Raw genomic sequence first — 26,030 nt, 5'->3', positions numbered from 1 at the left:
CGGCGCCCGCTATTGTTTTGCCCTGATCATCAAATCCAGGTTCTGCACAGCAGCACCCGCAGCGCCCTTGCCGAGGTTGTCGAACACCGCCGCCAGCAGGACCTGGCCCGTCTCGTGGTTTTCACACACGATCAGGCGCACATCGTCCGTGCCGTTCAGCGCTTGAGGGTCAAGGTAGGTCAGCTCCTTGGCGGCCTGCATCGACAGCACCTGGACGTGATTCGTATCGCGGTAGTGCTGAGTCAAACAGTCATGCAACCGCGAGCCATCCACACCCGGCGCCAATAACCGACGTTGCAGCGGGATGGTCAATACGATTCCCTGGCGAAAAGCTCCGTAGGCCGGCACAAAGGTCGGCCGCTCCGTCAGCCCGCTTTGCAACTGAATCTCCGGCACATGCTTGTGTGCCAGCCCAAGCCCATACACCAGGAAGGCGGGCGCTTGTGAGGCGTCGGCGCCCTCATGCTCCTGCACCCCGGCGCGGCCCTTGCCGGAATAGCCCGACACGGCATGAATGGTCGTTGGGTAATCCTTGGGCAGCAACCCGGCCTCAAGCAAGGGGCGCAACAGTCCAATCGCTCCGGTGGGGTAGCAACCGGGATTGCTGACCCGCTGCGCCGTGGCAATGCGTTGCGCCTGTTGCGGGCTCATCTCGGCGAAACCGTAGGTCCAGTCAGGATGAGTACGGTGGGCCGAACTCGCGTCGATCACCCGCACAGCCGGGTTCTGGATGCTCGCGACGGCGTCGCGTGCGGCGTCGTCGGGCAGGCAGAGAATCGCGATGTCGCAAGCGTTGATCATCTCGGCGCGCTGCTGCGGGTCCTTGCGGTGTTCCGGGCTCAGGGTGATCAGTTGCAGATCGGTGCGGTCGCGCAGGCGCTGATGGATCTGCAACCCGGTGGTGCCTTGGTCGCCGTCGATAAATACAAGAGGATTTGCCATGGGATGCACTCGCAGAGGAAATCAGGTGTTCCAATCTTCGGCGAGCCGCTAGGATAGGAAAAGTTGAATTTCCAAACGATGAAATTCAGATTTTCTGAATGAGGAATTAGCCTTGCGCGAAATCAGCCTGGACCGCCTGCGCACACTCGTGGCGATTGCCGACCTTGGTTCGTTCGCCGAGGCGGCCCGCATGCTCAACCTGGCGCCACCCACCGTCAGCCTGCACATTGCTGATCTTGAGTCGCGAGTGGGCGGCAAGCTGTTATCGCGTGCCCGTGGGCGGGTTCAGCCTTCGGCGATTGGCGAAACCCTGGTGGAGCGCGCACGCCGGTTGTTGGCGGATGCGGAACAGGCGCTTGAAGACGTGGAGCGTCAGGTGCTGGGCCTGGCCGGTCGCGTGCGGCTGGGCGCATCCACCGGGGCCATCGCACAGTTGCTGCCGCAGGCCCTCGAGACCTTGAGCCAACACCACCCAGCCATCGATGTGCAGGTTGCAGTGCTCACCTCGCAGGACACGCTGAAGAAACTTGCCGAAGGCGCACTCGAAATCGGCCTGGTGGCGCTGCCGCAGGCGCCAGTGAAGGGTTTGCGGATCGAGCCCTGGCGGCGGGATCCGGTCATGGCGTTTTTGCCAGCGCGCCGGGAATGCCCGGAGGTGGTGACACCTGCTTGGCTGGCCGCCCAGCCGTTGATTCTGAATGACACCACCACCCGGCTTTCACGCCTGACTTCGGAGTGGTTCGCCAGTGACGGGCATCAGCCCACGCCGCGTATTCAACTCAACTATAACGACGCAATCAAAAGCCTGGTGGCTGCCGGTTATGGCGCTACGTTGTTGCCCCATGAGGCGTCCACGCCTTTGCCTGACAGCCGGATCGTGATGCGCCCAATCCAGCCCTTGCTGTGGCGCCAACTGGGGATTGCCCACCGCGCCGGGGACATCGAGCGGCCAACGCAACATGTGCTGGATGTGTTGTGGGGGTTGAGTGCGGGGTAGCCGCCTTTAAGTTGTGTGTTCAGGGCGGGACGGGTAGCCTTGCGCCCCGATGTAACTAGCCATTTCAAGGAAGGAAGCGCGCGTGAAGATTTTTCGAGGAGTGACCGGGTTGGCGGGATTAGGCCTGTTGCTCGGTTGCAGCGTTGCCGAGGCTAAAGACGGTGTCTCCTTTGGCGACGATCCGCTTGGGTGGTCATGCCTGAAGTTCTCCACCTTCACCTTGCTGACTTCGGAACTGACCACACGTCCAGGTAGTTTTTTTTCAGCCAAGAATGACGCATTGGCGTTTGTAGGGTCCGAGGGCAAGATCCGGGGTGCATATTTTGAGCAGGCGTTGCGGGATTTTCGCGGTGCTGGCGGTAACGCGGATGTCAGCGATGCGCAGTTTGCCGAGGCGGTGGCGATCATTGAGTAAACACGTTTCAACCCTGAACCTGACCTGCTCATGGAGAGCTTATGCCATTTCGTAACGTCCCCGTTTTTACCCATCTCGCCGTAGCGCTGTTGCTTTCAGGCTGTGCAAACCCTCAGGTCGCTGTCGCACCGGCGGCGCCCTTTGATCTTGAACCCCTGGGCCAGCCGATGGCGCAGACCAGCGTCCGTACTGCGCTGATCGACCAGATCATCGTCAAGGACCCAGTGGTGATCTCAGCGCAAAAGCCGGTTCTCGCGCCCTCTGATAACGATGCGCGCATCGCCAAACTACGCAAAGCAGACGGCGGCGCACTGCCTGACGGTTACTGGGCACTCTATAAGCAAAACCTTGAAGCGATGCAGTACGACCTCAATCACCAGCATGACGCCGCCCGCGTGCAGTACGAGCAGACTTATCGTGATGAGTTGGGCCGAGTCGACGACAGCACGCTGCAAGTCATGGCCACGGCGCCCACGACGCTGGATGAGCAGACGCGGCGTCAGTGGAACGCCCGCATGGCCGATAGACTGTCGCAGTACATAAAGACCAGTGAGCAATCGTTGCGCGCCGCTGCCGATACGCATATCAATCGTATGGCCTTGATGGACCGACAATACAACGTGTGCGCACGTAACCCGGAGTGCTGGGATGCGCCGGTTAAGAAGTAATGCGTTGTCCTTGACCATGACGCGCTGAATCATACGATTGGGCTATGAGTGCCTTACTGACTCAGGAATTTACACCGGTCTGAATCTCCTTGAGATTGGCGGCTTTGGGCCGCCAATCCGCTTAGCGCGGTCGTTTTTTTCAAGGAGTCAGCCATATGCCCCTACCCGAACCGTTCACCCATGCACAGCTCCCCATGACGGTCGACGGTGTGCCGTTGAACATCGCAACGATCCACCGCGCGGGCGGCCTGGCGCCAATCGTGTTCCTGCATGGCTTTGGCTCCACCAAGGAAGACTACGCCGACATCGTCCAGCAACCTGCATTCGATGGTCACCCGTTTGTGGCCTACGACGCCCCCGGTTGCGGTGAAAGCCAGTGCAGCGACCTGTCGAAGATCTCAATCCCGTTCCTGCTGCAAACCGCCAAGCAAGTGCTTGACCACTTCAACATCGAGCGCTTCCATCTGGTAGGCCACTCCATGGGCGGGCTCACCGCTCTGATGCTGGCGCACCAGTTCCCGGGCAGGGTGCTGGGCTTTGTCGATATCGAAGGCAATATCGCTCCGGAAGACTGCTTCCTCAGCCGGCAGATCGTCGACTACCCGGCAGATGATCCCGAGGCGTTCTTCAGCGCTTTTATCGAGCGCACTCGCCAGGCACCGGCCTACGCCAGCGCGCTGTACTCGGCGAGCCTGAGGCACAAGGTGCGCGCCGGTGCGGTGCGGGGGATTTTCCAGTCCATGGTCGAGCTGTCCGATAACGCCGACCTGATGGGCAAGTTTCTCGGCCTGGAATGCCCGCGCCTGTTCATGTACGGCGAGCAGAATGCACACCTGTCGTACCTGGCGCATATCCAGGCGCAGGGCGTGCGGCTGGCACCGATTGCCCAGTGCGGGCACTTCCCGATGTACTCCAACCCGATCGCGATGTGGCAGCAGATTGCGGACTTTCAGCACAGCTGATCTCAACCACCAGCGATCAGACAAGCCCGAAAGCACAAGACTTACGCCTCGAAACCCGGATAATGGCGGCCATATTTTGCTCGCTATTCTGGTAAACCCGCATGGAAATCAAGGTCAACTTTCTCGACAACCTTCGACTTGAAGCCAAGTTCGACGACTTCACCGTGGTGGCCGACCAGCCTATTCGCTACAAGGGCGATGGCTCGGCCCCGGGTCCGTTCGATTACTTCCTGGCTTCGTCGGCGTTGTGTGCGGCTTACTTTGTGAAGTTGTACTGCGAAACCCGCAACATCCCCACTGACAACATTCGCCTGTCCCAGAACAACATTGTCGATCCGGAAAACCGCTACAACCAGATATTCAAGATCCAGGTCGAGTTGCCGGCGGACATCTCCGACAAAGACCGCCAGGGCATCCTGCGTTCCATCGACCGTTGCACCGTGAAAAAAGTGGTGCAGGCCGGGCCGGAGTTTGTGATCGAGGAAGTGGAAAACCTGGATGCCGATGCCCAGGCATTGCTGATGCCGAGCGCGGCGTCGGATGCAGGCACCTACATCGCGGGCAAGGACCTGCCGCTGGAAACAACCATTGCCAACATGTCGGCCATCCTGGCGGGCCTGGGCATGAAGATTGAAATCGCGTCGTGGCGCAATATCGTGCCCAACGTGTGGTCGCTGCATATTCGCGATGCGCACTCGCCGATGTGCTTTACCAACGGCAAGGGCGCGACCAAGGAAGGCGCGCTGGCGTCGGCGTTGGGCGAGTTTATCGAACGACTGAACTGCAACTTCTTCTACAACGACCAGTTCTGGGGTGAAGACATCGCCAACGCGGCGTTTGTGCATTACCCGGACGAGCGCTGGTTCAAGCCGGGCCGTAAAGACGAACTGCCGCCGGAAATCCTCGACGCGCACTGCCTGCATATCTACAACCGCGACGGCGAGCTGCGTGGCTCGCACCTGTACGACACCAACTCCGGCAATGAAGAGCGCGGCATTGTTTCGCTGCCGTTCGTGCGCCAGTCCGATGGTGAGGTGGTGTATTTCCCGTCCAACCTGATCGAGAACCTGTACCTCAGCAACGGCATGAGTGCCGGTAACACCCTGGCTGAAGCGCAGGTGCAGTGCCTGTCGGAGATTTTCGAGCGCGCGGTAAAACGCGAAATCATCGAAGGCGAATTCGCGCTGCCGGATGTGCCGCAGGAAGTGCTGGCGAAGTTCCCGGGCATCCTCGCCGGTATTCAGGGCCTGGAAGCCCAAGGCTTTCCGGTACTGGTGAAGGATGCGTCCCTGGGCGGCGAATTCCCGGTGATGTGCGTGACGTTGATGAACCCGCGCACCGGCGGTGTATTCGCCTCGTTCGGCGCCCACCCGAGCCTGGAAGTGGCGCTGGAACGCAGCCTGACGGAACTGCTGCAAGGCCGCAGCTTCGAAGGCCTGAACGACTTGCCGCAGCCGACGTTTGAAGGCCACGCAGTGACCGAGCCGAACAACTTTGTCGAGCACTTCATCGACTCCAGCGGCGTGGTGTCGTGGCGCTTCTTCAGCTCCAAGTCGGATTACGAGTTCGTCGAATGGGACTTCTCCGGCCAGGGTGAAAACTCCAACGCCGAAGAAGCTGCAACCTTGTTCGGCATCCTCGAAGGCATGGGCAAGGAAGTCTACATGGCGGTGTACGAGCACATCGGCGCGACCGCCTGCCGCATCCTGGTGCCGGATTATTCGGAGATCTATCCGATCGACGATCTGATCTGGGACAACACCAACAAGGCGCTGTTTTTCCGCGAAGACATCTTGAACCTGCATCGCCTCGACGAAGCCGAATTGAAGGGCCTGGTTGAGCGTCTGGTGGAAAGTGAGCTGGACGATTACACCGACATCACCTCCTTGATCGGCATCGAATTTGATGACAACACGGCGTGGGGTCAACTGACCATTCTGGAACTGAAGCTGCTGATTTACCTGGCCTTGCAGCAGTTCGAGGAAGCGAAAGAACTGGTGGAGATGTTCCAGCAGTACAACGACAACACGGTCGAGCGTGGCTTGTTCTACCAGGCCGTGAATGCAGTGTTGGAGATGGAGCTGGACGAAGATCTGGAACTGGCGGATTACGAAGTGAATTTCCGCCGGATGTTTGGCAACGAGCGGATGGATGCGGCGATTGGTTCGGTGAACGGTAGCGTGCGGTTCTATGGTTTGACGCCGACGAGCATGAAGCTGGAAGGGCTGGATCGGCATCTGCGGTTGGTCGACAGCTACAAGAAGCTGCACGCGGCGCGGGCCAATACGGCCAATTAAAAGCTAACACCGTACCTGTGGTGAGAGGGCTTGTTGTGGCGAGGGGGCTTGTCCCCCGTTGGACTGCGTAGCAGTCCTTTTTTTGGGGCCGCTGCGCAGCCCAGCCGGGGACAAGCCCCCCTCGCCACACGCTGACCTCAGCGCTTGCTGAACGCCAGCCGGACTGCGAACAGCACAAAAATCATGCCGGTGGTGCGGTCCATCCACTTGATCACCTTTTCGCGCCGCAGCACGCCGGCGAGTGGCTGCGTGGCGCCGATCAGTATCAGTGCCCAGATCAGGCTGATCACCACATGGATGCTCACCAGGCCGAACGTCCAGGCCACCAGGGAATGCCCCTGGGGAATGAACTGCGGCAGGAAAGACACGTAGAAAATCCCGATCTTGGGGTTGAGCACGTTGCCCATCATGCCCTTCAAGAACCAGTTGGCACCGGGTTTTCCGTCGGCCTCGACGGGCGCCAGCGAGCTGCGCGGACGCATCAGCATGTTCAGGCCCAGCCAGGCCAGGTAAGCGGCGCCGCAATACTTCAAGACGTTGAAGGCCACCTCGGACACGGCAATCAGCGCCCCCAGCCCAAAGGCCACCGCTGCACCCCACAACAAACAACCGGCGTTGATGCCCAGGGTGGCGCGCAGCGCTTGCTGCTTGCCCTCGACGGTTGCAGTGCGCAGCACCAGGGCCGTGTCCAGCCCTGGAGTCAGCGTCAGCAGTGTGGCGGCGAAGGTAAAGGCCAGCAGGTTATCGGTGATGGACATGGATAGTTACCTGAAATCAGAAGCTCTCGAGACGGGTGTTGATACCCGCTACACGCGCCAACTCAATGGTTGCTTCGACCTGTTCAGCATCGATGATAAAGCCCTGGAAGTCGTCATCTCCCGAGTCCAGGTGGACGTAACGCTTGCCGAATCGAGCCAGCCATTGGTCGAAACGGCCCAGCACCTCAGCCATTGATGACTTGCCGTCATGCACGTAGACGTAAGGTTCTTGCACGCCGCTGGCACTTGCCAGGTAGGGCGCGAGGTATTCAAAGCTGTCATACCCACGCCAATCGACCGCCAGCAGCGTCAGGTAGTCGAGTTTCTGTCCGCGGGTGTCTTCAAGCAAACCCAACGACAGTGCCGTGGCTGCGTCTTGCCGGACGGCGTACTGGCGCAGCACTCGCCTGACCAGCCTGGCGCTTTCCTCTTCCGGTGCACGGGCCAGCAGCGTTTGGGTCAGTGTTTTGAGCGCCTGCTTCTGCTGCGCGAATTCGGGAGGGCGCATCTCTCGCATGATTGCGGCATGGCTGGCGTTGGTTTCCTCGGGCGGCGGCATGGTAAAGCGCCCACCAAACAGACGATCAAAAATGCCCATGCTGCGCTCCCTGGATACGTGGCTTTCCTCATCAGTGAGGCAGGTTACTGTCATGGACGCAGGGCTGTCGATACTGTGCAAGAATATGGCGCTTAGCCACTTAGGGAACTCAAGGATGAAAACGCTGTGTGCTGCGCTGTTGTTGACGGTTGTAACCGGTCTGGCCCAGGCCAATGAGGTTCGGATCGGTTTCCAGGAAATAGTGATTCCCGACGCGGAGCACGGCAGGCCGTTGCAGGTGGCGGTGTGGTACCCGACCCATGCTTCCGGCACACCAGAACTGATTGCTGACAATCCGGTGTTTGTCGGCGCACCCGCCTTGAAGGACGCCACGCCGGCTGCCGGTGAGCATCCGCTGGTGGTGATCTCCCACGGCATCTTTGGCAACTGGATCAACCAATCGTGGCTCGCCAGTGCGTTGGCCGGGCAGGGTTACATCGTCGCCTCACCCAACCACCCCGGCACCACCAGCAAGGACCGCACCCAGCCTGCGGCCTCCGAGCTATGGAAACGTCCCCTGGATATCCATCGGGTGATTGATGCCGTGATCGCCCAGCCCAAGCGTTTTGGCGCGGTGGCCGACCACAGGATCGCGGTAGTGGGGCATTCCCTCGGTGGCTGGACCGCGATGGAAGTTGGCGGCGCACGCTTCGACCCGCAGCGCTTCACCGAGGATTGCAAAGTGCATCCCGAGATCGCCCCTTGCAAAGCGTACGACCTGATCGAGGTGGGTCGCACGGAGCAGGCCAAACAGCGCCTGGCCGAGGACTTGAGCGACAAGCGTGTGGCCGCCATCGTCTCCCTGGACCTGGGCTTCGCCCGCGGCTTCAGCGACGAAAGCCTGGCGGCGCTTAACCGCCCCACGCTGGTGATTGCGGCGGGCACGCCGTCCCCGGAATTGCCCGCAGCGCTGGAGTCGGCCGACTTGGCCAAACGCCTGCCGCAGAAGACTTCGCGCTACGTGGAAATCAGCGACGCCACGCACTTCAGCTTCCTGCCCCTGTGCAAGCCGGGCGCGGTGGAGCGAATTGAACAGAGCGACCCCGGCGAAGGCTTCATCTGCCTGGATGCCAAGGGCGCCCGTCCCAAGCCGCAGATTCAGCAACAGATACTCAGCTTAATCAGCGAGTTTTTGCAGCAATCCCTGCGCTAGCCGTCACATATCTTCGGACAACACACAACCTGTGGCGAGGGGGCTTGTCCCCCGTTGGGCTGCGCAGCAGCCCCGGCAATCCGTCCAACATCATGCCCTGGCATAAAACCACTTACCCCGTGGCGAGGGAGCTTGCTCCCGCTGGGGTGCGAAGCGCCCCCAAAAACAGGACTGCTACGCAGCCCAACGGGGGACAAGCCCCCTCGCCACAGTCGTTTTGTGTTGCTGGGTTGCCGACTCGGTTGCGGCCTCAACCGTTTCCTGCAAGCGCTGGCCAATCACATCCATCGCGGCTCTGGCCTAGGGTCGCCGGCATAGAAAACAAAAGCTGATTTCCCACTGGATCACTTTCCCACCCGCCCAGGAATCGCCACCCGACTCGTCGCCTTGACCTCCCTTAACGCCAAACTCGACTGAATCGACGCAATCCCCAACTGTCGCCGCAACACGCTCTCCACAAAATCGCTGTACGCATCCAGATCCTCCGCCAACACCTGCAACAGATAATCCGCATCCCCGGTGATCTTGTGGCACGCCTGCACCTGCGGCAGTTCCTTGATCACTGCTTCAAAATCTTCCGGCGTGTGGTCGGAATGCACCGCAAACCGCACGTGCACAAACGCCATGATTTCCAGGCCCAGCATCTTCCGATCGAGGTTGGCCTGGTAGTCCTTGATCACGCCTTCTTCTTCCAGTCGCTTACGCCGTCGCCAGCACGGCGTGAGGCTAAGGGACAGGCGCTCGCTGAGTTCGGCGTTGGAGATACTCGCGTCTTCCTGCAGCAATGCGAGGATGGCGAGATCGGTGTCGTCAAGTGCGACCTGTTTGGTTTTATTTTTCTTCATGACGGCTCTTTGGGGTAAAAATACCCGATTACGCTAGCATCGGCGCACGTAAAAGCAAAGAAAGCCCACCGCAGCCAGAACAAAATAATCACCTGTCTTTCACGGGTGGATGTCTTTTATGTTGACTGTTTTTAGCGACTCTCATCGTTTGCACCATGGCACCGAACTCAAGGATGGCGTGCTCAAGCCGTCCTTCGAACAACCCAGCCGGGCCGACACCGTGCGTGACCGGGTCAAGCATGTGGGCCTGGGCGATATTATCGTCCCGCGCAAGTTTGACCGGGCCTGTTACGTCAACGCCCACAGTGAACGCTACGTGTCTTTCCTGGAAACCGCCTGGGCTGAATGGACCGCCATCGGCCGGGCCCATGATGCGTTGCCGCTGGTGTGGCCGGTGCGTGACTTGGCCAATGAGCAGGTGCCGGAATTTATTGACGGCAAGCTCGGATTCTTCGCAATGGACGCCGGTTCGCCCATCACCAGCACCACCTGGGAAGCGGTGAAGACCAGCGCCGATATCGCGCTCACCGGCCTGGCGTTGATCGATGAAGGCCACAACAGTGCCTTCGCCCTGTGCCGTCCACCGGGCCACCATGCGGCGCGGGAATACATGGGCGGTTATTGCTACCTGAATAACGCGGCCATCGCAGCGCAACAGGCGATCACTCAAGGCGCCAAGCGTGTTGCGGTGCTGGACGTGGATTTCCACCACGGCAATGGCACGCAGAACATTTTCTACGACCGTAGTGACGTGATGTTCGTCTCGCTGCATGGCGAACCGTCCGTGTCGTATCCCTACTATTCGGGCTTCAGTGCCGAGCACGGCGCAGGGGCGGGCGAGGGGTTCAACCTCAACTATCCGCTGGTAAAAAACACCGGTTGGAGCACCTATAGAGACGCGTTGCTCGACGCCTGCATCCAACTGCGAAAGTTCTCGCCGGAAGTGTTGGTGATCTCCCTCGGCGTCGACACCTTCAAGGACGATCCCATCAGCCATTTCCTCCTCGAAAGCCGCGACTTCCTGGGCATTGGCGAGATCATCGCCAGCGTCGGCGTGCCCACCCTGTTTGTGATGGAAGGCGGCTACATGGTCGATGAAATCGGCATCAATGCCGTCAACGTGCTGCATGGTTTCGAGAACAAACAAGCCTGATCCCGATGCCATTTCAACAATAAAAAACGCCTGACTTTTTTCTGCCAAAACTCAAAAACATAACAAGAGGTTTTGTGATGAAAACAACCGCGCCCGGGCTTATTGAAAAGCCCGCTTTGCAACGCACCCTCAATAACCGACATATCCAACTGATGGCCATGGGCGGTGCGATTGGCACCGGCCTGTTTATGGGCTCGGGCAAGATTATTGCGCTGTCCGGCACCTCGATCATCCTGATCTACATGATCATCGGGCTGTTTGTGTATTTCGTGATGCGCGCCATGGGCGAGCTGCTGTTATCCAACCTGAACTTCAAGAGCTTCGCCGACTTTGCCGGTGCCTATCTGGGGCCGCGTGCGGCGTTTTTTCTCGGCTGGTCGTATTGGCTGAGCTGGAGCGTAGCGGTGGTGGGGGATGCGGTGGTGGTCGGGGGCTTTTTCCAGTACTGGTTTCCGGATGTGCCGGCCTGGATCCCGGCGATCGCCATGCTGCTGACCCTGTTTGCGCTGAATGTGCTGACGGTACGGCTGTTTGGTGAGGTGGAGTTCTGGTTCGCGATCATCAAGATCATCGCCGTGGTGACCTTGATCAGCGTGAGCGTGGTGCTGATTGCCAGCTCGTTTGTTTCGCCCACTGGCGTCACGGCTTCCCTCAACCATTTGCTGGATAAGCAGGCGGCGTTTCCTAATGGCTTGTTCGGGTTCTTTGCCGGGTTTCAGATGGCGATCTTTTCGTTTGCCGGCACTGAGTTGATCGGTACGGCGGCGGCGGAAACCCGCTCGCCGGAGAAGACGCTGCCCAAGGCGATCAACTCGATTCCGCTGCGGATCATCCTGTTCTACGTGCTGGCCCTGGCGTGCATCATCGCGGTGACGTCCTGGCAGCAGGTGTCGCCGAGCAAGAGTCCGTTTGTCGAGCTGTTCCTGGTGGCCGGCTTTCCCGCCGCCGCCGGGATTGTGAATTTTGTGGTGCTGACGTCAGCGGCGTCGTCGGCCAACAGCGGGGTGTTTTCGGCCAGTCGGATGCTGTTTGGTTTGGCGGACCTGGGTGATGCACCGGGAATCTTCCGGCGCCTGTCGAAACACAGCGTGCCGTTTATCAGCCTGGCGTTTACCACCTTCCTGATGTTGCTGGGCTTGTTGCTGCTCTTTATAGTCCCGGAAGTGATGACGGCCTTTACCATCGTCTCCACCGTTTCGGCGATCCTAGTGATTTTTACCTGGTCGACCATCCTGGCGTCCTACATTGCCTATCGTAAAAAACGACCGGAGCTGCACGCAAAATCCCTCTACAAAATGCCCGGTGGCGTACCGATGGCCTGGGTTTCACTTGGGTTCATGGCGTTTGTACTTTGCCTGCTGGCACTGCGACCAGACACGCGGCTGGCCCTTTGCGTGATGCCTGCGTGGTTTGTGTGGCTGGCAGTTGCCTACCAATTTTCGCATTTTCGCAGCCGACTTCAGCCTGATCAGCGCGCAGCGCTCTAGCAGTCGTCATACCACTCACGGGCACTCAAGCCTCAAAAAAGGCCGTCTTTTACGGCCTTTTCATGACGGTTTTTTCATCACCACATGACAAAGATTTCACATTCTGCGCCATAAGCCCCATGCCACAATCCGCAGCGTTTGCAGGGCCGCAACGGTATTCGCTCGAAGGACAGTAAAAAAATAATGTTCACAGGGGCGCAGTAAATGAAACTCTCTACATTAGCTTTGGCTATCACCGCGGCTGTCCTCGCACAACAGGCCTGCGCAGATGACTTTGGGCTTGGTTCACTCGGCACGGGCAACGGTCATAGCGGCTTTCTCGAAGACAGTCACTCGTCGATCAGTTCGCGCACCATGTACTACAACGCCGACGTTCACTCCGGCACCGCGAACGACCTGCGCGAGGCGGCTCAAGTACTGCGTTTCGACTACAAATCCGGCTATACCCAAGGCACCGTAGGCGTCGGGTTCGACGTGATGGCTTTCGGCGCGTTGCGTCTTGACGGTGGTGATGGCCACGCAGCGGGTGCCGGCCTGTCGGGTAACGGCAACAGCTTCTTCCCGGTCAAGAACAACGGCACCGAGCCTGCTGACAGCTTCGGTCGCGCAGCCGGCAACGTTAAATTCCGTATTTCCCAGACTGAATTGCACGTGGGCGGTGGTTTGGCGCCGATCCTGCCGATCCTGGTGTCCAACGATAGCCGTGCCGCACCGCAAACATTCGACGGCGGTATCCTGACCTCCAAGGACATTCCTAACGTCACCTTCACCGGTGGCGAGCTGAACAAGGCTGAAGGCCGTGCATCGAGTAACTCCACTGGCCTGAGCGTCGCCGGTGCGACGCGTGACAGCGACAGCTTCCGTTTCGGCGGCGTTGACTACCAGCCGTTTGGGTCTTCTGACAACGTCATCGCTAAAAACCTGACGTTGCAGTACTACTACGCCGACCTTGAAGACTTCTACAAACAGAACTATTTCGGCCTGGTGCACGTACTGCCGTTGGGCAATGACCAATCGTTCAAGACCGACCTGCGCTATTTCGACAGCACCAGCGACGGCAAAAACGGTTCGGCTGGCTACGCGTTCAACAACAACGGTGGCTATGCCAAGCACGCCGGTGAAGTCGACAACAAAACCTACAGTGCTGCATTCACCTACCAGTTGGGTGGCAGCCAGTTGATGCTCGGCCACATTGGCGTAAGCGATGACGGCGGCTTCGTCTGGGTCAACCAGGGCAGCATCGCCGACCCCACCGCACAAGGCGCGGCGGGCTCAGACTTCTACCTGTTCACCGACGCGGTGGTTGGGCAGTTCTCCCGTGCGGGAGAGCAGGTCAATTTCGGTCAGTACCTGTATGACTTCAGAACCCTGGTGCCTGGCTTGAAAGCCTCGATTGCCTACCTCAACGGTAGCGACATCAAGTCCAAGGTTGCCGGCGGCAGCGATCAGTCGGAACGCGAAACCGATTTCCGTCTGGATTACGTCGTGCAAGCAGGCCCGCTGAAAGGCTTCGGTACCACCTTCCGTACCGGTAGCTACCACGGCCATAACACCGGCACTGCTGACCAGGATCAAACCCGCCTGATCCTCAACTACACCTACGCGATCTTTTAATAAGACGCCGGTAAATGCTCTAAAAGAGGGCCGCCTACTGGGCGGCCCTTTTTTTGCGACCCGCGATGCGGTGGCAGGGCCAGGGCCTGATAAAACACCAGCAACGTAGCAGCTGTCGAGCCCAAGCGAGGCTGCTACGGGGGGCCGGTTGCGGCGGCGTTTGTTGGGGGAGCGGGTTATTGCGCTAAGGCGCCAGCCGGGTAAACACGTAATCATGGTTCTTCACCAACGCCTGATGGCAGGCAAAGCACGTTTCATGCTGCGCCTGATCCGCTGGCTTGCCGTTGATGAACCGTCCAAAGCCCCAGCCTCCCGTCGCCGCGTATTTCTTCGAGTCCTTGACCATGAATTGCACGGTGGTGGCCGCACCGGGAATCGATGCCGTCTTGAACTCGGACGACTGCACATGTTTCCAGGCCAGCTTCGCCAGCACGGTGCCGTCCGGGAAGGGCAGCGTGCCGTCGCGGTAGGCCTTGAGCGCGATCTTGTTGCCCAGCACCACCCGCAGTTCATTCAGCGGGTCGGCTTCCTGGGCCGGTGCGATCAGCTCCCATTGGCGGTAGCCGTCGGGAATGGTCACGCCGTAGATCGGTGACGGTTCGCTGGTGGGTGAGCCGCCAAAGGCGAATCCGGTAGCCGTGGCCACAATGGCCGCTGTCGCTGCGACGAGTGCCGCAAGATGCAGGCGCTTCATCACAAATGGTCCGCATCAATCACAGCCTTGGCAAAGGCTTGCGGGGCTTCCTGCGGCAGGTTGTGGCCGATGCCGCCGCTGATCAACCGGTATTCGTACTTGCCGGTGAAACGCTTGGCGTAGTCTTCCGCCGCCGGGTGCGGTGCGCCGTTGGCGTCGCCTTCCAGGGTGATGGTGGGCACGCCGATGGACGGGGCGGTGGCGAGTTTCTGCTCCAGCGCAGCGTATTTCTTCTCGCCCTGCACCAGGCCCAGGCGCCAGCGGTAGTTGAAGATCGACACGGCGACGTGGTCGGGGTTGTCCAGGCCTTTGGCGCTGCGGTCGAAGGTGGCGTCGTCAAACGCCCATTTCGGCGAGGCGATCTGCCAGATCAGCTTGGCGAAGTCGTGGGTGTTTTTTGCATAGCCGGCGGCGCCGCGGTCGGTGGCGAAGTAGAACTGGTACCACCATTGCAACTCGGCCTTGGGCGGCAGCGGGTTCTTGCCGGCAGCCTGGTTGCCGATCAGGTAGCCGCTGACCGACACCAGCGCCTTGACCCGCTCCGGCCACAGCGCGGAGACGATGTCGGCGGTGCGTGCGCCCCAGTCGTAGCCGCCGAGCACGGCTTGTTTGATGTTCAGTGCATCCATGAAGTCGATCAGGTCGACGGCGAGTGCGGCCGGCTGGCCGTTGCGCAGGGTCTTTGCCGACAGGAAGTGCGTGTCGCCGTAGCCGCGGGCGTAGGGCACCAGCACCCGATAGCCTTGGGCGGCCAGCAGCGGCGCTACCTCGGAGTAGCTGTCAATGTCGTAGGGCCAGCCGTGCAGCAGGATCACCACCGGGCCTTCGGCCGGGCCGACTTCGGCGTAGGCCACGTCCAGCAAGCCGGTCTTCACATGCTTCAACGGGCCAAGCGTGGTGTGGCTGCTTGCGCTGGCAGCCGCTGGCGGCTGGGTGTCCTGTGCACTGGCAACGCCGGGGGCACCGAACTGCAACAGCGCAAGGGCCAGCAGCGACGCGCCCATCAGGCGGCGGGGTGTGAAACCGGGTGAGGTGTTCAACTGTGGGTGCATGGTGAGTCTCCAGCGGCGGGTTGTGTGCCTGGCTCACAGTTGAACGCAGTTGTGTATCCGGCCTGTTTCGAGAAAACCATCGGGTTAAACGTTTTGTATCGCAGGGTGGTCTGGACACACTGCGATACATAGCTCAGAGAGGCCGGGTCGCCCGGTATACGAGGCTCGGCGCCTGCCCGGGCACATCGTCCAACTCATCGATGCGTTGCATGCCGATTTTTTCCAGCACGTTGATTGATGCCTGGTGCGCCGGGCGCACCACGCCGTATACCTCTGGCTGATCCAGCTGCACAAAACCAAATTGCAACGCGGCCCTGGCAAGCTCTGTCGCATAACCCTGGCCCCAGGCGCTGACGGCGAAGCGGTAACCCAGGTTGATCCGCTCAACCTCGTTGTAGTGGTACAGCGTGATGCCCCCAAAGCCGATCACGCGTTGCGGCGCCTCTTGGGTCACGATCGCCCATTGGCCAAAGCCATGTTCTGCCCAATGTTCCAGCCAGCGATCCAGCACGGCTTTTGCTTGATCCATGTCGGCGAGGGGGCCTGACGGGTTGTAGCGGTTGGTCTCGGGATCGCCATAGATGGCGAATACACTGGGCGCATCGTCGACCGTTGGGGGCCTGAGGATCAATCGTTGGGTGCTTATTGGGTGGGTATTCATGGATAGGCTCTGATCCCTGGAGCGAAAGAGAAGGTGATCACCTATATTTATCCTGCTTTCGATGCTCTAGCACGCTTGATTCAGTTGTTAGGGGTACTGGCAGGATGCCACAATGGCACTTTGTCGCGGCAGTAAGATCAGGCGGACCCAATGAATGGCCTTGGACGTGGGCAGGACCAGGATTGCTTCATCGAGGAGCAGGTACGAACCGATCGCTTGCATCAGCTGTTTCGCCAATCATTTTCGGCTGTGTTCGGCAGTTATATGGCAGCCGCCATGCTCTGCTGGCTGTGCTGGGAACGTTTTGATCACTCGGTAATGCTGGTCTGGCTGGTGGTGTTGACGGGCACGTCATTGCTGCGAGTCTCGATGTTCATGGCCTGGTTTCGCTGCCCCAACAGTGATCGCACCCCCGCACGCTGGGAACGGCGCTACTGGGTGACGCTGATGTTGTCTGCCGGGGTCTGGGGCGCAGGCGCACTCGCGCTGATGCCCACCGACGACCGGCTGTCCCAGGCCCTGGTGATGTTGTTCACCGTGGGCATGTCGGTCAGCGCAGTCTCGTGTTACTCGGCCTATCGCTACATGACCCTGGTTTCCATGGGACTGGTCTTGCTGCCGTGCACCCTGTGGCTGCTGTTTCAACCGTCCTCGATGCAAGTCGGCATGGCCCTGGCGGTTCTGGTGTTCTCCTCGTTTGTCGGTGGCGCCACGCGCAAGCTGTCCGACGCCCTGGAGAAGGCCTTTCGCCTGACCCGGCAAATGGAACGTGCCCACAACATCTCCACCCGCGCCGCACAAACCGACGAACTCACTGGCCTGATGAACCGCCGGGCGTTCTTCGAGCACGCGCAGTTGCTCTACGAACAGTGTCGGCATAACCAGCAGCCGTTGTGCGCGCTGATGATGGACATGGACCACTTCAAAAACATCAACGACACCTATGGCCACCAAGCTGGGGACGAGGTGCTGCGGCAGATCGGCGGGGTAATCAGCACGTCGTTTCGCCAGGCCGATGTCTACGGGCGGTTAGGTGGCGAGGAGTTTGCGGTGCTGCTGCCGGATACGTCGCTGGAGACCGGGCGGCACATCGCCGAGCAGTTGATCAAGGCCATCGCGGGGCTGGCCAGCGAGCCGGTCCATGGGTTGACCGCGAGCCTCGGCGTGGCCTGGGCCCGGGCGGTGGACCAAGACCTGCACGGCTTGATGAACACCGCAGACAAGGCCCTGTACCGCGCCAAGGCCCTCGGGCGCAACCAGGTGGCCGTGGCGGAGTAGGGCTCAGCCCTTGAACAGCGCCTTGGCCAGCACCTGAGAGATTTGGTCGGCGGAGTAGGGCTTGGGCAGGAACGCCAGGCCTTCATAGCCGCTCTCAGCCAGTTCTTCGCTGTAGCCCGAGGTCAGCACCACCGGCAGGCCCGGCCTGCGCCGGCGCAATTCCCTGGCCAGCGCCACGCCGGTGATGCCGGGCATCATCACATCGGAAAACACCGCGTCGAACCCCATCACGTCTGAGCCGGCCAGCTCCAGCGCCTGCTCAGCATTGGTCGCCCAGGTGGTCTGGTAGCCCAGGTCCTGGAGGATCTGATTGGCAAAACGGCCCACTTCCAGGTTGTCTTCCACCACCAGGATATGGCGCTGGGCGCAGTCCGCGATCAGGCCACAAGTGTCCTGCGGGCAATGCTCGAAGCCTTCTTCAGGCACCACTTGCGGCAGGTACAGGGTAAACACCGTGCCTTGGCCGACCCTGCTCGCCACATCGACGTTGCCGCCCGACTGCTTGGCGAAGCCGAACACTTGGGACAGCCCAAGCCCGGTGCCCTTGCCGACTTCCTTGGTGGTGAAGAAGGGTTCGAAGATGCGCTCGAACGTCTCGCCGGGAATACCGCTACCGGTGTCGGTCAGTGAAATCGCAATAAACGCCTGGCGCGAGCCGGCATCGCCACGGATGCTCGGCAGCGGTTGGTCAGCATCCAGGCGCAGGGTCAGGGTGCCCTGGCCGTTCATGGCGTCCCGGGCGTTGAGGGCGATGTTGATCAAGGCGGTTTCAAACTGGCTGGAGTCGGCGCGGATATAACATGGCTGGCCAGGCAGTTCGATCCGCACCTGAATCCGCGCGCCGGTGACCGTCTCGAGCATCTCGCCGATGTTCTTGACCCGCTGGGCCGCATCAAACACTTCCGGGTTAAGCGGCTGGCGGCGGGCGAACGCGAGCAACTGGCTGGTCAATTTACTCGCCCGCTCCACGGTGTCGGTGACGGCGCTCATGTAGCGCTGGCGACGTTCTTCGGACAGGGTGGGCATGCGCAGGAAGTCGACAGATGAGCGAATGATGGTCAGCAGGTTATTGAAGTCGTGGGCCACGCCGCCGGTCAACTGGCCGATGGCTTCGAGCTTTTGGGATTGACGCAATGCCGCTTCTGTCTCGGTCAACAGGGTGGTTCTTTCGTTGACGCGCTGCTCCAGGCTCGCATTCAACTCGGTCAATCGCCGGGACAAAACGACGGTGGCGGTGGTTTCGGTGACGGTGTCGAGCATGCCGACAACCTTGCCTTGCACGTCGCGAATCGGGCTGTAGCAGAAGGTGAAGTACGCCTGTTCCGGCGCGCCGCCGCGTTCGACGATTAACGGAAAATTTTCGATAAAGGTGGCGTCACCGGCGAAAGCGGCATCTGCGATCGGGCTGATTTCGCTCCAGGCTTCCTGCCAGATCTGGCTGAAGGGCCGCCCGAGTGCATCGGGTTTGTCGCCAAGAATCGGGATAAAACCGTCGTTATAAAGGGTGATCAGCGAAGGTCCCCAGACGATCGCCTGGGGGAAACTGGAGGCAAGGCACAGCGCGACAGTGGTCTTCAACACGTCCGGCCATTGATCCAGCGGCCCCAGCGGCGTACTTGCCCAGTCGTGATGCCGGACTCGCTCGGCCATTTCGCCGCCGCCTTGCAGCCAGTTTGTCATTCGCTGAACGCCTTCTTTGCCACGGTTTGCTGAGTAGGGGTGCCAAGCAACAGACACCCCTGGACCCCGCCAGTTCAGCGGGATTATCCGCTAGATGGCAATTTAATACCTCCGCCAAATAATGACCCCGCTAACCGCCTTCAAACCACGGTGATCAGCACATCGATATTGCCACGAGTTGCCTTGGAATACGGGCACGTCTGGTGGGCACGATCCACCAGCGCCTGGGCGGCAGAGTGCTCGATACCCGGCAGGCTGACCCGCAGCCGCGCTTGCAGGTAATAGCCGTTTTCCGGGCTGTTCACCAAGTCCACTTCGGCGCTTATCGCAGTGTCGGCCGGCAGGCGGATTTGCAGGGTTTGAGCGGCCTTGCCCATCGCGCCGATAAAGCACGCGGACCAGCCGGCGCCAAACAGTTGCTCGGGGTTGGTGCCGGCCGCCTTGGAACCGGGTGGCGACAGCTTGATGTCCAGTTGCAGGTCATCGCTGTGGGACGCGCCTTCACGGCCGCCAGTGGTGTGGGTTTTGCCGGTGTAGAGCACGGTGCTGTTCTGGGACATGACGGTTTCCTTGTGAGTGGCCCGGGGTGGGCCGGTGTGCACAGGAAACCGTGCTGGCGTATCCGCAATGTGTCATCGCCAGTGGCTGCGCGCCTCGCAGTGTGTCGCCTTGGCGCGAAGATACGTTGGGATACAAACCGCTACTGCTGCACCCCAAACAGCCCCGTCCAGTAGATGCCGGCATCACTTTTCGGGTCCATGGCATAGGCGGCGCCCATTTCGCGGAACTGCGGGTTCATCAGGTTGGCGCAATGCCCGGGGCTGGCGAGCCAGCCGTCGACCACCTTGCGCGGGGTGTCCATGCCGGCGGCGATGTTTTCGCCGATCTGCTGGCCGATGTAGCCCGCCAGCTCAGCCCGGTCCCCCGGCGTGCGGCCGTCGTGGTCGAGGTGATCGAAGAAGTTGCCGTTGGCCATGTTGCGGGCGTGGCCGGCGGCGGCGTTGGCGAGTGCTTCGTTCCAGCTCAGCGGCGTGGTGGCGGCAAAGGCCTGGCCGCCACATTGGCGTGGTTGCTGGCGGGCGGTGTTGATGAGGTCGAGGACCTTTTTACCTTCGGTCTGGCTCTCGCCCAGGCCGCTGGTCAACAGCGGACGGGCCAGCACAATGCGCCAGTCCTGGCCGCTGTTGCTCACACCGATATCAATGAATTGCGGGTCGAGCACCACCCGGCAAAAACTTTCGCGCACGGCTTTCATCGCGGCTTCAGCGTTCTTGGGCCCGGACAGGCTGATGGCCTGGACGTTGACCATCGGGTAGGCCGCGCGCGCCAGCGCCTGTTGCAGGTCGCCGACGCTGTTGACCGGCAACACCAGCCGCGTGTCGCTGGCCAGTGGTGGCAATTCCTGGGAACCCTGGTTGCCGCAGCGCTGGACCTGGCTGCGGTATTGATTGATCGAGTCGACCAACAGGCTTTCTTCACCCGCCTGCGCCTGGGCGGTAAACACCAGACTGGCGGCCAGCGTCGTAAGACCCATCATCAATGACAGAACGCGCATGGACGTTTCCCTTGAGCTTGAAAGTGCCCATGATGCGTGATGAAGGGGCATCCATGCACCCGTTGGTCCGAACTTTTTACCTCAGTTCTTGAATGCCGAGTGTTTACGGCCCTGATCGCACAAGGCAAACACCACCACCAGCAGTGACGAGATGGCGAGAATTATCACAACGCCATCAGTGGAGTGGGTGGCCGATGCCGCGACCATCGACAAGGCGCCTAATGGCGCGAGGCCACCCGCGATCGCGGTGCCGATTTCACGCCCGGTGCCAAAGCCTGAAGAGCGGGTCTGAGTCGGAAACTGTCGGCTCAGGAACGAACCCTGCGGCGCGAACATCATCGGTGCGAGGATGCCGGTGCCTACGCCGATTGCAACGTAGATCATCAGGCTTTCACCGGTGTTGAGCAGCGCCAGGAACGGATAGGCAAACAACAGCGAGAACACGCCACCGAGCATCAGCACGGTCTTGCTGCTCCACTTGTCGCACAACCAGCCGAAGCACGGCACGGCGACGATGGCGATCAGGCTGGCGATGGTCACCGACAGCGACGTGACGTGCACATCAACGCCCTTGAACTGGGTCAGGTACGCCAGGGAAAACGTCTTGAAGATGTAGCTCAGGGCGTTGTAGCCAATCGCCACGAAGAACACCACGGCCAAACCCTTGAGGTCGTTCTTGAACAGCGCCTTGAGCGGCGAGGCCTTGGCTTTCGCGGTTTCCTTGCTCAGCTCTTTGAACTCCGGGGTTTCCGGGATGCTGTTGCGCACCCACAGGCCCACACCCACCAGCGCGATGCTGCAAATGAACGGAATCCGCCAGCCGCCGGCCAGCAGGAACTCGTTGCCGTTGATGGTCAGCAGGTACACGGTCAGGGACGACAGCAGCAAGCCCAGGTTCAAGCCCAGCGCCGGCCACGCACCCTGGCTGCCGCGCTTGCCTTCCGAGGCGTGCTCGTAGGACGTAACCGCCGCGCCGGACAATTCGGCACCGGCGCCCAGGCCCTGGATGATGCGGATAAACACCAGCACGATCGGCGCCCAGATGCCGATGGAGGCGTAGCTGGGGATCAGGCCGATCAGCGTGGTGCACACGCCCATCATGCAGAAGGTCAGCACCAGCACTTGTTTACGTCCGAACTTGTCGCCCAGGTAGCCAAACAGAATGCCGCCGAACGGGCGGGCGATAAAGCCGATGGCAAAGGTGGAAAACGCCATCAGCGTGGCGGCTTTCGGGTCGCTGTTATCGAAGAAGATCTTCGAAAACACAATCGCCGCCATGGTGGCGTACAGGTAAAAGTCATACCACTCCAGCATCGAGCCGAAGATCGTCGCGGCCGCGACTTTGCGCAGGCGTTTCTTGGTTTGCTCGGGCGTTTCAACGTCCGGGGTGTGGGCGGTTGCCGTCATTCTGGAGTTCCTTCCTGGTCATTATATTTATTGTCAAAGTGAGGCGTGTTGCGAGTGTCAGTCGGGCTTGAACATGCGGTCGGCGATCATCGCGCCGATGGGAATTGCGGAGGTGGCAGCGGGTGAGGGCGCATTGCACACGTGGAGCATTCGTGCGGTCTGGGCGAACAGGAAGTCGTGCACCAGGGTGCCGTCGCGCATCACGGCCTGGGCGCGGATGCCGGCTTCGTAAGGCAACAGGTCTTCGATGTTCAGCGACGGACAGTACTTGCGGCATTGCTCCAGGTAGCCGGATTTGAACAGCGAGTTCTTCATCTCGACGCTGCCGGAACCGAGGTTCTGCCAGAGGGTTTTCCAGAAGCCCGGGAAGCTCGCGTACTGCGCCACATCGCGCCAGTTGACCGAGAACTTGCGGTAGTTTTCACGGCCCAGGCCGAGTACGGCATTCGGGCCGACGGTGACGCTGCCGTCGATCATGCGGGTCAGGTGCACGCCGAGGAACGGCAACTCCGGATCAGGGATCGGGTAGATCAGGTGGTTGACGATGTTGTTTTTCGATTCCGGTAGGCGGAAGTACTCGCCGCGAAACGGGATGATCTGGTGGTCGATCTTGACCCCGGCCATCTTCGCCAAACGGTCCGATTGCAAGCCGGCGCAGACCACCAGGTGCTTGGCCTGCCAGCTTTCGCCACGGGTGTTGACGGTGACTTTGTCGGTGTCTTCAACGATCGAGGTCACCGTGCGTTCCAGGCAGATTTCTCCACCGGCACGGCGGATGACCCGGGCCATGGTTTCGCAGACTTCGCGGTAGTCGACGATGCCGGTGGCGTCGAGAAACAACCCGCCCAGCCCGACGATGTTCGGTTCGCGCTGGCGCAACTGGTCGGCGTCCAGGCGTTCGACTTTCATGCCGTTGAGCTGCGAGCGGGCGTACAGCGCTTCCATCCGCTGCACTTCCAGCGGGGTCGAGGCCACCAGCAACTTGCCGCACACCTCAAACTTGATCCCGTGCTCGGTGCAGAACTGCTTGGTGGCCTCGGCGCCGCGTTTACACAAATCGGCTTTGAGGCTGCCCGGCGCGTAGTAGATGCCGGCATGGATCACGCCGCTGTTATGGCCGGTCTGGTGCTTGGCCAGTAGGCTTTCCTTTTCCAGGATTACCAGGGAAGCGTTCGGCTGGCGCTTGAGCAACTCCATCGCGGTGGCCAAACCGACGATGCCGCCGCCGATGATGCAAAAGTCATAAATCATTGTTTTAGGTACCTACGCATTTCAGTCTGCTTATCAGGTTGTCAGACTAATGATTTTGTTAAAAAACCGGCGCGCCCGAAGGCACGCTTCAAACGGGTCTGGATCGTTTAATTGATGGCGGGCAATTCCAGGTGCAAACGCCGTGCTGCCGCGCGCAAATGGGCTTCGGCACAGGCAGCGGCGCCTTGGGCGTCACCGTCGACGATGGCCTGGTACAGCGCGGTGTGTTCCTGGGTGGCGTCGGCTGAACCACTGACAAAACGGGTGGCAGAGTTTTCCCAGGCGGTCTTGCGCGCACTGGCCAGCTGGCTGCGGAGGAAGTCATGGAAGGCCACGAAATAGTCGTTCTTGCTGGCCTCGGCGATGGCGCGGTGGAATTCCACATCGGCCAAGGCGGCGGCTTCGAAGTCGGCGCGTTTGTCGTGCATTTCCTGCAGGGCGGTTTTCATGCGGTGCAGGTCAGCGGCATCGCGGCGCTGGGCGGCAATCGAGGCGGCCTGGGTTTCGATCCACAGGCGTACTTCGAACATCTGCGCCAGGTCCGGACGGCGGCCGTTTTTTTCCGGGAAACGGAACACGGTGCCGGCCGGGGTCTGGGAAATAAATGAGCCCAGGCCACGCCGCGCAGTCAGTACGCCGTCGGCCTTGAGCTGGGCGATCGCTTCACGCACCACCGAACGGCTGACGTTGAGTTGTTCTGCCAGTTGCTGTTCGGTGGGCAGGCGCGCTTCGGGCGCCAGTTGGCCGGAATCGATTTCTGCACGAATGGCGCTGACAACACGCATAACGAGCGAATCAGGGCGCTGGAGCTCAAGCATGGGAAAACCTTGGTAATCAGGTTGTCAGACAATAGTCGTTACGATTTTACCTTGTCAAGACAGCTGTTACGCGGAACCGGGCGTGTAGGCCCAGGAAAAGGCTTACACCAATCAGTGCCAATGCCACGCCGAACGTGGCTTGCATCCCACTTCCCACGTCGGCGGGAGTGGCCGTGGCGAGGTCACCTGAAACGTGCGCAAAGACGTGACAGGGCGGCGACCTGGCCCATCGCTTTGGAAAGCACCAACCCCCCTGTGGCGAGGGAGCTTGCTCCCGCTGGGCTGCGAAGCGGCCCCAAAACCTGCATCCTGTTTCCCGCTGAAAGAACGCGGTGCGCTTAATGGGGCTGCTACGCAGCCCAGCGGGAGCAAGCTCCCTCGCCACAATGGGTGCTTCCGGGTCCACGGCGGCCCTTGAGCAGGTACAATCCGCCGGGCCTTAAAATGAAACACCAGGAATTCAAATGTTCAGCCTTACCCATTATGAAACCCCATGCCCCGAGCCTATCAACGCGCAGATCCTGCAGATGGTGGTCGACTACCTGACGGACATCAGCATGGTCGCCATCCCGCCGAGCAACCTGCTGTACAACGTCTACCAGTACGCGATCGGCTACGAAGTGCACCTGTACCTCGAAGCGCTGGGCGGCTCCAAGGGCATTGCGGTTGAATTGATCGTCGCGCTGGACACACAGGAGCAGGTGATCGGCTTTCTGCTGTACCTGCCGGTGAAGGATGATCCAGAAGCCTGCGGCGTTGCCTACATGGCGGTGCACGCCAGCCATCGGCGCAAAGGCGTGGCGCGGGCGATGATGCAGGACATGCTCGCTCGCTACCCCCATGCCGAACTGACCTGCGCGGTGGAGAAGGTGCCGGCGTTCGAGTCCATGGGCTTTCAACTGCGCGGCGTGCGCGGTACCCAGGTGATGATGAACACCCGCGACTACAGCACTGACGGTCTGATGGGTTTGCTGGATGTGGCGTCGATCTACAGCTCGCTGGAGGTGCGGCAGATCCACACCTACCTGCTGCAAAAGCACGGCAAGCGGGCGATGGTCGATGCCGAAAAACAGCGTGATCGTCACTTCGACCAGATGACCCACAAGGCCCGGATGTTTGTGCACGCAAGGCTGGGTTAACGTACGCCTCGACTCACCATCGACTTGATGCTCGCAAACAGTTCCTCCTGTGCCTCCAGCGCGCTGATTTCCTCGCTCGCTGCGGCATGGGACAAGGCTTCCGCCGCGCCCAACATTCCCCTCAAACCGGCCTGGGTAATCACGCCGTCCACGGCAAAGGGGGCGAGGGCATCGCGGCACTTGCCGAGGAAAATCACGTCGTACTCACGCTTGATGCTCTCCAGTTCCGGGCTGCCGGCCAAGGCCGCAATCACCCCCGGAATTTCACGTCCCTGCAGCAACACACAGTCGACGTAGCACGAGGCGATCACCCAGGCGCGGTCGTCCAGGGTGGGTTCGCTGGCCTCGATTGCGGCGGCAAATACCTGGTTCTGACGGGCGTCGAAATCTTCATACAGCGCGGCCAACAGCCCCGCGCGATCGCCAAAATGGTCATACACCACCGGCTTTGTAACGCCGGCCAACTCAGCCAGATGCCCCAGTGTCAGGGCATCGGTGCCTTCTTCTCGCACCAGTTGCCAGGCCACGTCGAGCAGCTGGCGCAACCGGTCATCCCGGGACAGTCGACGGCGAGGGGCAGGGGATTGATCGCTTGACATGCTTATA

Annotated in this window: 25 protein-coding genes; 11 read left to right on the top strand and 14 right to left on the bottom strand. The window is 60.5% G+C overall.

Annotated features, from left to right (window positions below; all coding sequences use genetic code 11):
- Positions 1-9: 9 nt before the first annotated feature.
- Positions 10-942, bottom strand: coding sequence for an N-acetyl-gamma-glutamyl-phosphate reductase (gene argC / locus AU074_RS04395; protein ID WP_076013665.1), 933 nt, complete (start codon positions 940-942; stop codon positions 10-12).
- Positions 943-1,054: 112 nt separating this feature from the next.
- On the opposite strand from argC, the gene AU074_RS04390 reads away from it, so the two are divergent.
- The 5 genes from AU074_RS04390 (at position 1,055) to AU074_RS04370 (ending at position 6,281) form a co-directional block, all read left to right on the top strand.
- The gene (locus AU074_RS04390; RefSeq protein ID WP_076013664.1) at positions 1,055-1,939 is read left to right on the top strand and encodes a LysR family transcriptional regulator; all 885 of its coding nucleotides are present in this window, start codon (positions 1,055-1,057) and stop codon (positions 1,937-1,939) included.
- 82 nt (positions 1,940-2,021) lie between these two features.
- On the top strand, positions 2,022-2,354 hold the full coding sequence (locus AU074_RS04385) for a DUF2388 domain-containing protein (RefSeq protein WP_076013663.1): 333 nt from the start codon (positions 2,022-2,024) through the stop codon (positions 2,352-2,354).
- A 41-nt stretch (positions 2,355-2,395) separates the two neighbouring features.
- Positions 2,396-3,022, top strand: a complete 627-nt coding sequence (locus AU074_RS04380) for a hypothetical protein (RefSeq protein ID WP_076013662.1) — start codon at positions 2,396-2,398, stop codon at positions 3,020-3,022.
- A 155-nt stretch (positions 3,023-3,177) separates the two neighbouring features.
- The gene (locus AU074_RS04375) at positions 3,178-3,984 is read left to right on the top strand and encodes an alpha/beta fold hydrolase (RefSeq protein ID WP_076013661.1); all 807 of its coding nucleotides are present in this window, start codon (positions 3,178-3,180) and stop codon (positions 3,982-3,984) included.
- 101 nt (positions 3,985-4,085) lie between these two features.
- Positions 4,086-6,281, top strand: a complete 2,196-nt coding sequence (locus AU074_RS04370) for an OsmC domain/YcaO domain-containing protein (protein WP_076013660.1) — start codon at positions 4,086-4,088, stop codon at positions 6,279-6,281.
- A 137-nt stretch (positions 6,282-6,418) separates the two neighbouring features.
- Here the strand turns inward: AU074_RS04370 and AU074_RS04365 are convergent, their stop codons facing one another.
- Together AU074_RS04365 and AU074_RS04360 are read right to left on the bottom strand one after the other, a co-directional pair.
- Entirely contained in the window at positions 6,419-7,039 is a 621-nt protein-coding gene (locus tag AU074_RS04365) for a LysE family translocator (protein ID WP_076013659.1), read from the bottom strand.
- Positions 7,040-7,055: 16 nt separating this feature from the next.
- Entirely contained in the window at positions 7,056-7,637 is a 582-nt protein-coding gene (locus tag AU074_RS04360; RefSeq protein WP_076013658.1) for a hypothetical protein, read from the bottom strand.
- Positions 7,638-7,752: 115 nt separating this feature from the next.
- Between AU074_RS04360 and AU074_RS04355 the strand changes: the two genes are divergently transcribed.
- Entirely contained in the window at positions 7,753-8,790 is a 1,038-nt protein-coding gene (locus AU074_RS04355) for an alpha/beta fold hydrolase (protein ID WP_076013657.1), read from the top strand.
- A 344-nt stretch (positions 8,791-9,134) separates the two neighbouring features.
- Here the strand turns inward: AU074_RS04355 and AU074_RS04350 are convergent, their stop codons facing one another.
- Positions 9,135-9,635, bottom strand: coding sequence for an Lrp/AsnC family transcriptional regulator (locus AU074_RS04350; protein WP_017475545.1), 501 nt, complete (start codon positions 9,633-9,635; stop codon positions 9,135-9,137).
- 118 nt (positions 9,636-9,753) lie between these two features.
- Here AU074_RS04350 and AU074_RS04345 point away from each other — a divergent pair, with 118 nt between their 5' ends.
- From AU074_RS04345 to AU074_RS04335, 3 genes are all read left to right on the top strand, one after another.
- Positions 9,754-10,788 (top strand): histone deacetylase family protein, encoded by a 1,035-nt coding sequence (locus AU074_RS04345; RefSeq protein WP_076013656.1) that lies wholly within the window; start codon positions 9,754-9,756, stop codon positions 10,786-10,788.
- Between the two features lie 77 nt (positions 10,789-10,865).
- Entirely contained in the window at positions 10,866-12,275 is a 1,410-nt protein-coding gene (locus AU074_RS04340; RefSeq protein WP_076013655.1) for an amino acid permease, read from the top strand.
- 204 nt (positions 12,276-12,479) lie between these two features.
- Positions 12,480-13,889, top strand: a complete 1,410-nt coding sequence (locus AU074_RS04335; RefSeq protein ID WP_076013654.1) for an OprD family outer membrane porin — start codon at positions 12,480-12,482, stop codon at positions 13,887-13,889.
- A 184-nt stretch (positions 13,890-14,073) separates the two neighbouring features.
- On the opposite strand, the gene AU074_RS04330 is transcribed toward AU074_RS04335, so the two are convergent.
- The 3 genes from AU074_RS04330 to AU074_RS04320 form a co-directional block, all read right to left on the bottom strand.
- Positions 14,074-14,583: a cytochrome P460 family protein gene (locus tag AU074_RS04330; RefSeq protein WP_076013653.1), complete on the bottom strand. Its 510-nt coding sequence runs from the start codon at positions 14,581-14,583 to the stop codon at positions 14,074-14,076.
- Positions 14,583-15,635, bottom strand: coding sequence for an alpha/beta fold hydrolase (locus AU074_RS04325; RefSeq protein ID WP_076013652.1), 1,053 nt, complete (start codon positions 15,633-15,635; stop codon positions 14,583-14,585). Before AU074_RS04325 ends, AU074_RS04330 begins: the two co-directional genes overlap by 1 nt.
- A 133-nt stretch (positions 15,636-15,768) precedes the next feature.
- On the bottom strand, positions 15,769-16,296 hold the full coding sequence (locus AU074_RS04320; RefSeq protein ID WP_076013651.1) for a GNAT family N-acetyltransferase: 528 nt from the start codon (positions 16,294-16,296) through the stop codon (positions 15,769-15,771).
- A gap of 150 nt (positions 16,297-16,446) precedes the next feature.
- Between AU074_RS04320 and AU074_RS04315 the strand changes: the two genes are divergently transcribed.
- Positions 16,447-17,574, top strand: coding sequence for a GGDEF domain-containing protein (locus AU074_RS04315; RefSeq protein ID WP_076013650.1), 1,128 nt, complete (start codon positions 16,447-16,449; stop codon positions 17,572-17,574).
- 3 nt (positions 17,575-17,577) lie between these two features.
- Here the strand turns inward: AU074_RS04315 and AU074_RS04310 are convergent, their stop codons facing one another.
- The 6 genes from AU074_RS04310 to AU074_RS04285 form a co-directional block, all read right to left on the bottom strand.
- Entirely contained in the window at positions 17,578-19,254 is a 1,677-nt protein-coding gene (locus tag AU074_RS04310; RefSeq protein ID WP_076013649.1) for an ATP-binding protein, read from the bottom strand.
- Between the two features lie 140 nt (positions 19,255-19,394).
- Positions 19,395-19,814 (bottom strand): organic hydroperoxide resistance protein, encoded by a 420-nt coding sequence (locus AU074_RS04305; protein WP_076013648.1) that lies wholly within the window; start codon positions 19,812-19,814, stop codon positions 19,395-19,397.
- Between the two features lie 140 nt (positions 19,815-19,954).
- The gene (locus tag AU074_RS04300) at positions 19,955-20,809 is read right to left on the bottom strand and encodes a CAP domain-containing protein (RefSeq protein WP_076013647.1); all 855 of its coding nucleotides are present in this window, start codon (positions 20,807-20,809) and stop codon (positions 19,955-19,957) included.
- An 81-nt stretch (positions 20,810-20,890) separates the two neighbouring features.
- A complete protein-coding gene (locus tag AU074_RS04295) occupies positions 20,891-22,216 on the bottom strand; it encodes an MFS transporter (protein WP_076013646.1) in 1,326 nt (441 codons plus the stop codon).
- A gap of 57 nt (positions 22,217-22,273) precedes the next feature.
- A complete protein-coding gene (gene lhgO, locus AU074_RS04290; protein ID WP_076013645.1) occupies positions 22,274-23,467 on the bottom strand; it encodes an L-2-hydroxyglutarate oxidase in 1,194 nt (397 codons plus the stop codon).
- A 107-nt stretch (positions 23,468-23,574) separates the two neighbouring features.
- Positions 23,575-24,285 carry a FadR/GntR family transcriptional regulator gene (locus AU074_RS04285; RefSeq protein ID WP_063029761.1) on the bottom strand — a complete coding sequence of 237 codons (711 nt, stop codon included), beginning with the start codon at positions 24,283-24,285 and terminating at the stop codon, positions 23,575-23,577.
- Positions 24,286-24,749: 464 nt separating this feature from the next.
- Here AU074_RS04285 and AU074_RS04275 point away from each other — a divergent pair, with 464 nt between their 5' ends.
- The gene (locus tag AU074_RS04275) at positions 24,750-25,424 is read left to right on the top strand and encodes a GNAT family N-acetyltransferase (protein ID WP_076013644.1); all 675 of its coding nucleotides are present in this window, start codon (positions 24,750-24,752) and stop codon (positions 25,422-25,424) included.
- Here the strand turns inward: AU074_RS04275 and AU074_RS04270 are convergent.
- A complete protein-coding gene (locus AU074_RS04270) occupies positions 25,421-26,023 on the bottom strand; it encodes a TetR/AcrR family transcriptional regulator (RefSeq protein WP_076013643.1) in 603 nt (200 codons plus the stop codon). The two genes, AU074_RS04275 and AU074_RS04270, sit on opposite strands and share 4 nt — an antisense overlap.
- Positions 26,024-26,030: the final 7 nt, after the last annotated feature.

The organism is Pseudomonas sp. ATCC PTA-122608 (assembly GCF_001952855.1).
Taxonomy (GTDB): Bacteria; Pseudomonadota; Gammaproteobacteria; order Pseudomonadales; family Pseudomonadaceae; genus Aquipseudomonas.
Note: the sequence above shows the minus strand (reverse complement) of the source record. Positions and strands in the feature narration are given on the sequence as shown.

Coding starts and splice junctions, on each gene's coding strand:
- argC (WP_076013665.1), bottom strand. CDS start 942: ATGGCAAATCCTCTTGTATTTATCGACGGCGACCAAGGCACCACCGGG.
- AU074_RS04380 (WP_076013662.1), top strand. CDS start 2,396: ATGCCATTTCGTAACGTCCCCGTTTTTACCCATCTCGCCGTAGCGCTG.
- AU074_RS04375 (WP_076013661.1), top strand. CDS start 3,178: ATGCCCCTACCCGAACCGTTCACCCATGCACAGCTCCCCATGACGGTC.
- AU074_RS04370 (WP_076013660.1), top strand. CDS start 4,086: ATGGAAATCAAGGTCAACTTTCTCGACAACCTTCGACTTGAAGCCAAG.
- AU074_RS04365 (WP_076013659.1), bottom strand. CDS start 7,039: ATGTCCATCACCGATAACCTGCTGGCCTTTACCTTCGCCGCCACACTG.
- AU074_RS04360 (WP_076013658.1), bottom strand. CDS start 7,637: ATGGGCATTTTTGATCGTCTGTTTGGTGGGCGCTTTACCATGCCGCCG.
- AU074_RS04355 (WP_076013657.1), top strand. CDS start 7,753: ATGAAAACGCTGTGTGCTGCGCTGTTGTTGACGGTTGTAACCGGTCTG.
- AU074_RS04350 (WP_017475545.1), bottom strand. CDS start 9,635: ATGAAGAAAAATAAAACCAAACAGGTCGCACTTGACGACACCGATCTC.
- AU074_RS04345 (WP_076013656.1), top strand. CDS start 9,754: ATGTTGACTGTTTTTAGCGACTCTCATCGTTTGCACCATGGCACCGAA.
- AU074_RS04340 (WP_076013655.1), top strand. CDS start 10,866: ATGAAAACAACCGCGCCCGGGCTTATTGAAAAGCCCGCTTTGCAACGC.
- AU074_RS04335 (WP_076013654.1), top strand. CDS start 12,480: ATGAAACTCTCTACATTAGCTTTGGCTATCACCGCGGCTGTCCTCGCA.
- AU074_RS04330 (WP_076013653.1), bottom strand. CDS start 14,583: ATGAAGCGCCTGCATCTTGCGGCACTCGTCGCAGCGACAGCGGCCATT.
- AU074_RS04325 (WP_076013652.1), bottom strand. CDS start 15,635: ATGCACCCACAGTTGAACACCTCACCCGGTTTCACACCCCGCCGCCTG.
- AU074_RS04320 (WP_076013651.1), bottom strand. CDS start 16,296: ATGAATACCCACCCAATAAGCACCCAACGATTGATCCTCAGGCCCCCA.
- AU074_RS04315 (WP_076013650.1), top strand. CDS start 16,447: ATGAATGGCCTTGGACGTGGGCAGGACCAGGATTGCTTCATCGAGGAG.
- AU074_RS04310 (WP_076013649.1), bottom strand. CDS start 19,254: ATGACAAACTGGCTGCAAGGCGGCGGCGAAATGGCCGAGCGAGTCCGG.
- AU074_RS04305 (WP_076013648.1), bottom strand. CDS start 19,814: ATGTCCCAGAACAGCACCGTGCTCTACACCGGCAAAACCCACACCACT.
- AU074_RS04300 (WP_076013647.1), bottom strand. CDS start 20,809: ATGCGCGTTCTGTCATTGATGATGGGTCTTACGACGCTGGCCGCCAGT.
- AU074_RS04295 (WP_076013646.1), bottom strand. CDS start 22,216: ATGACGGCAACCGCCCACACCCCGGACGTTGAAACGCCCGAGCAAACC.
- lhgO (WP_076013645.1), bottom strand. CDS start 23,467: ATGATTTATGACTTTTGCATCATCGGCGGCGGCATCGTCGGTTTGGCC.
- AU074_RS04285 (WP_063029761.1), bottom strand. CDS start 24,285: ATGCTTGAGCTCCAGCGCCCTGATTCGCTCGTTATGCGTGTTGTCAGC.
- AU074_RS04275 (WP_076013644.1), top strand. CDS start 24,750: ATGTTCAGCCTTACCCATTATGAAACCCCATGCCCCGAGCCTATCAAC.
- AU074_RS04270 (WP_076013643.1), bottom strand. CDS start 26,023: ATGTCAAGCGATCAATCCCCTGCCCCTCGCCGTCGACTGTCCCGGGAT.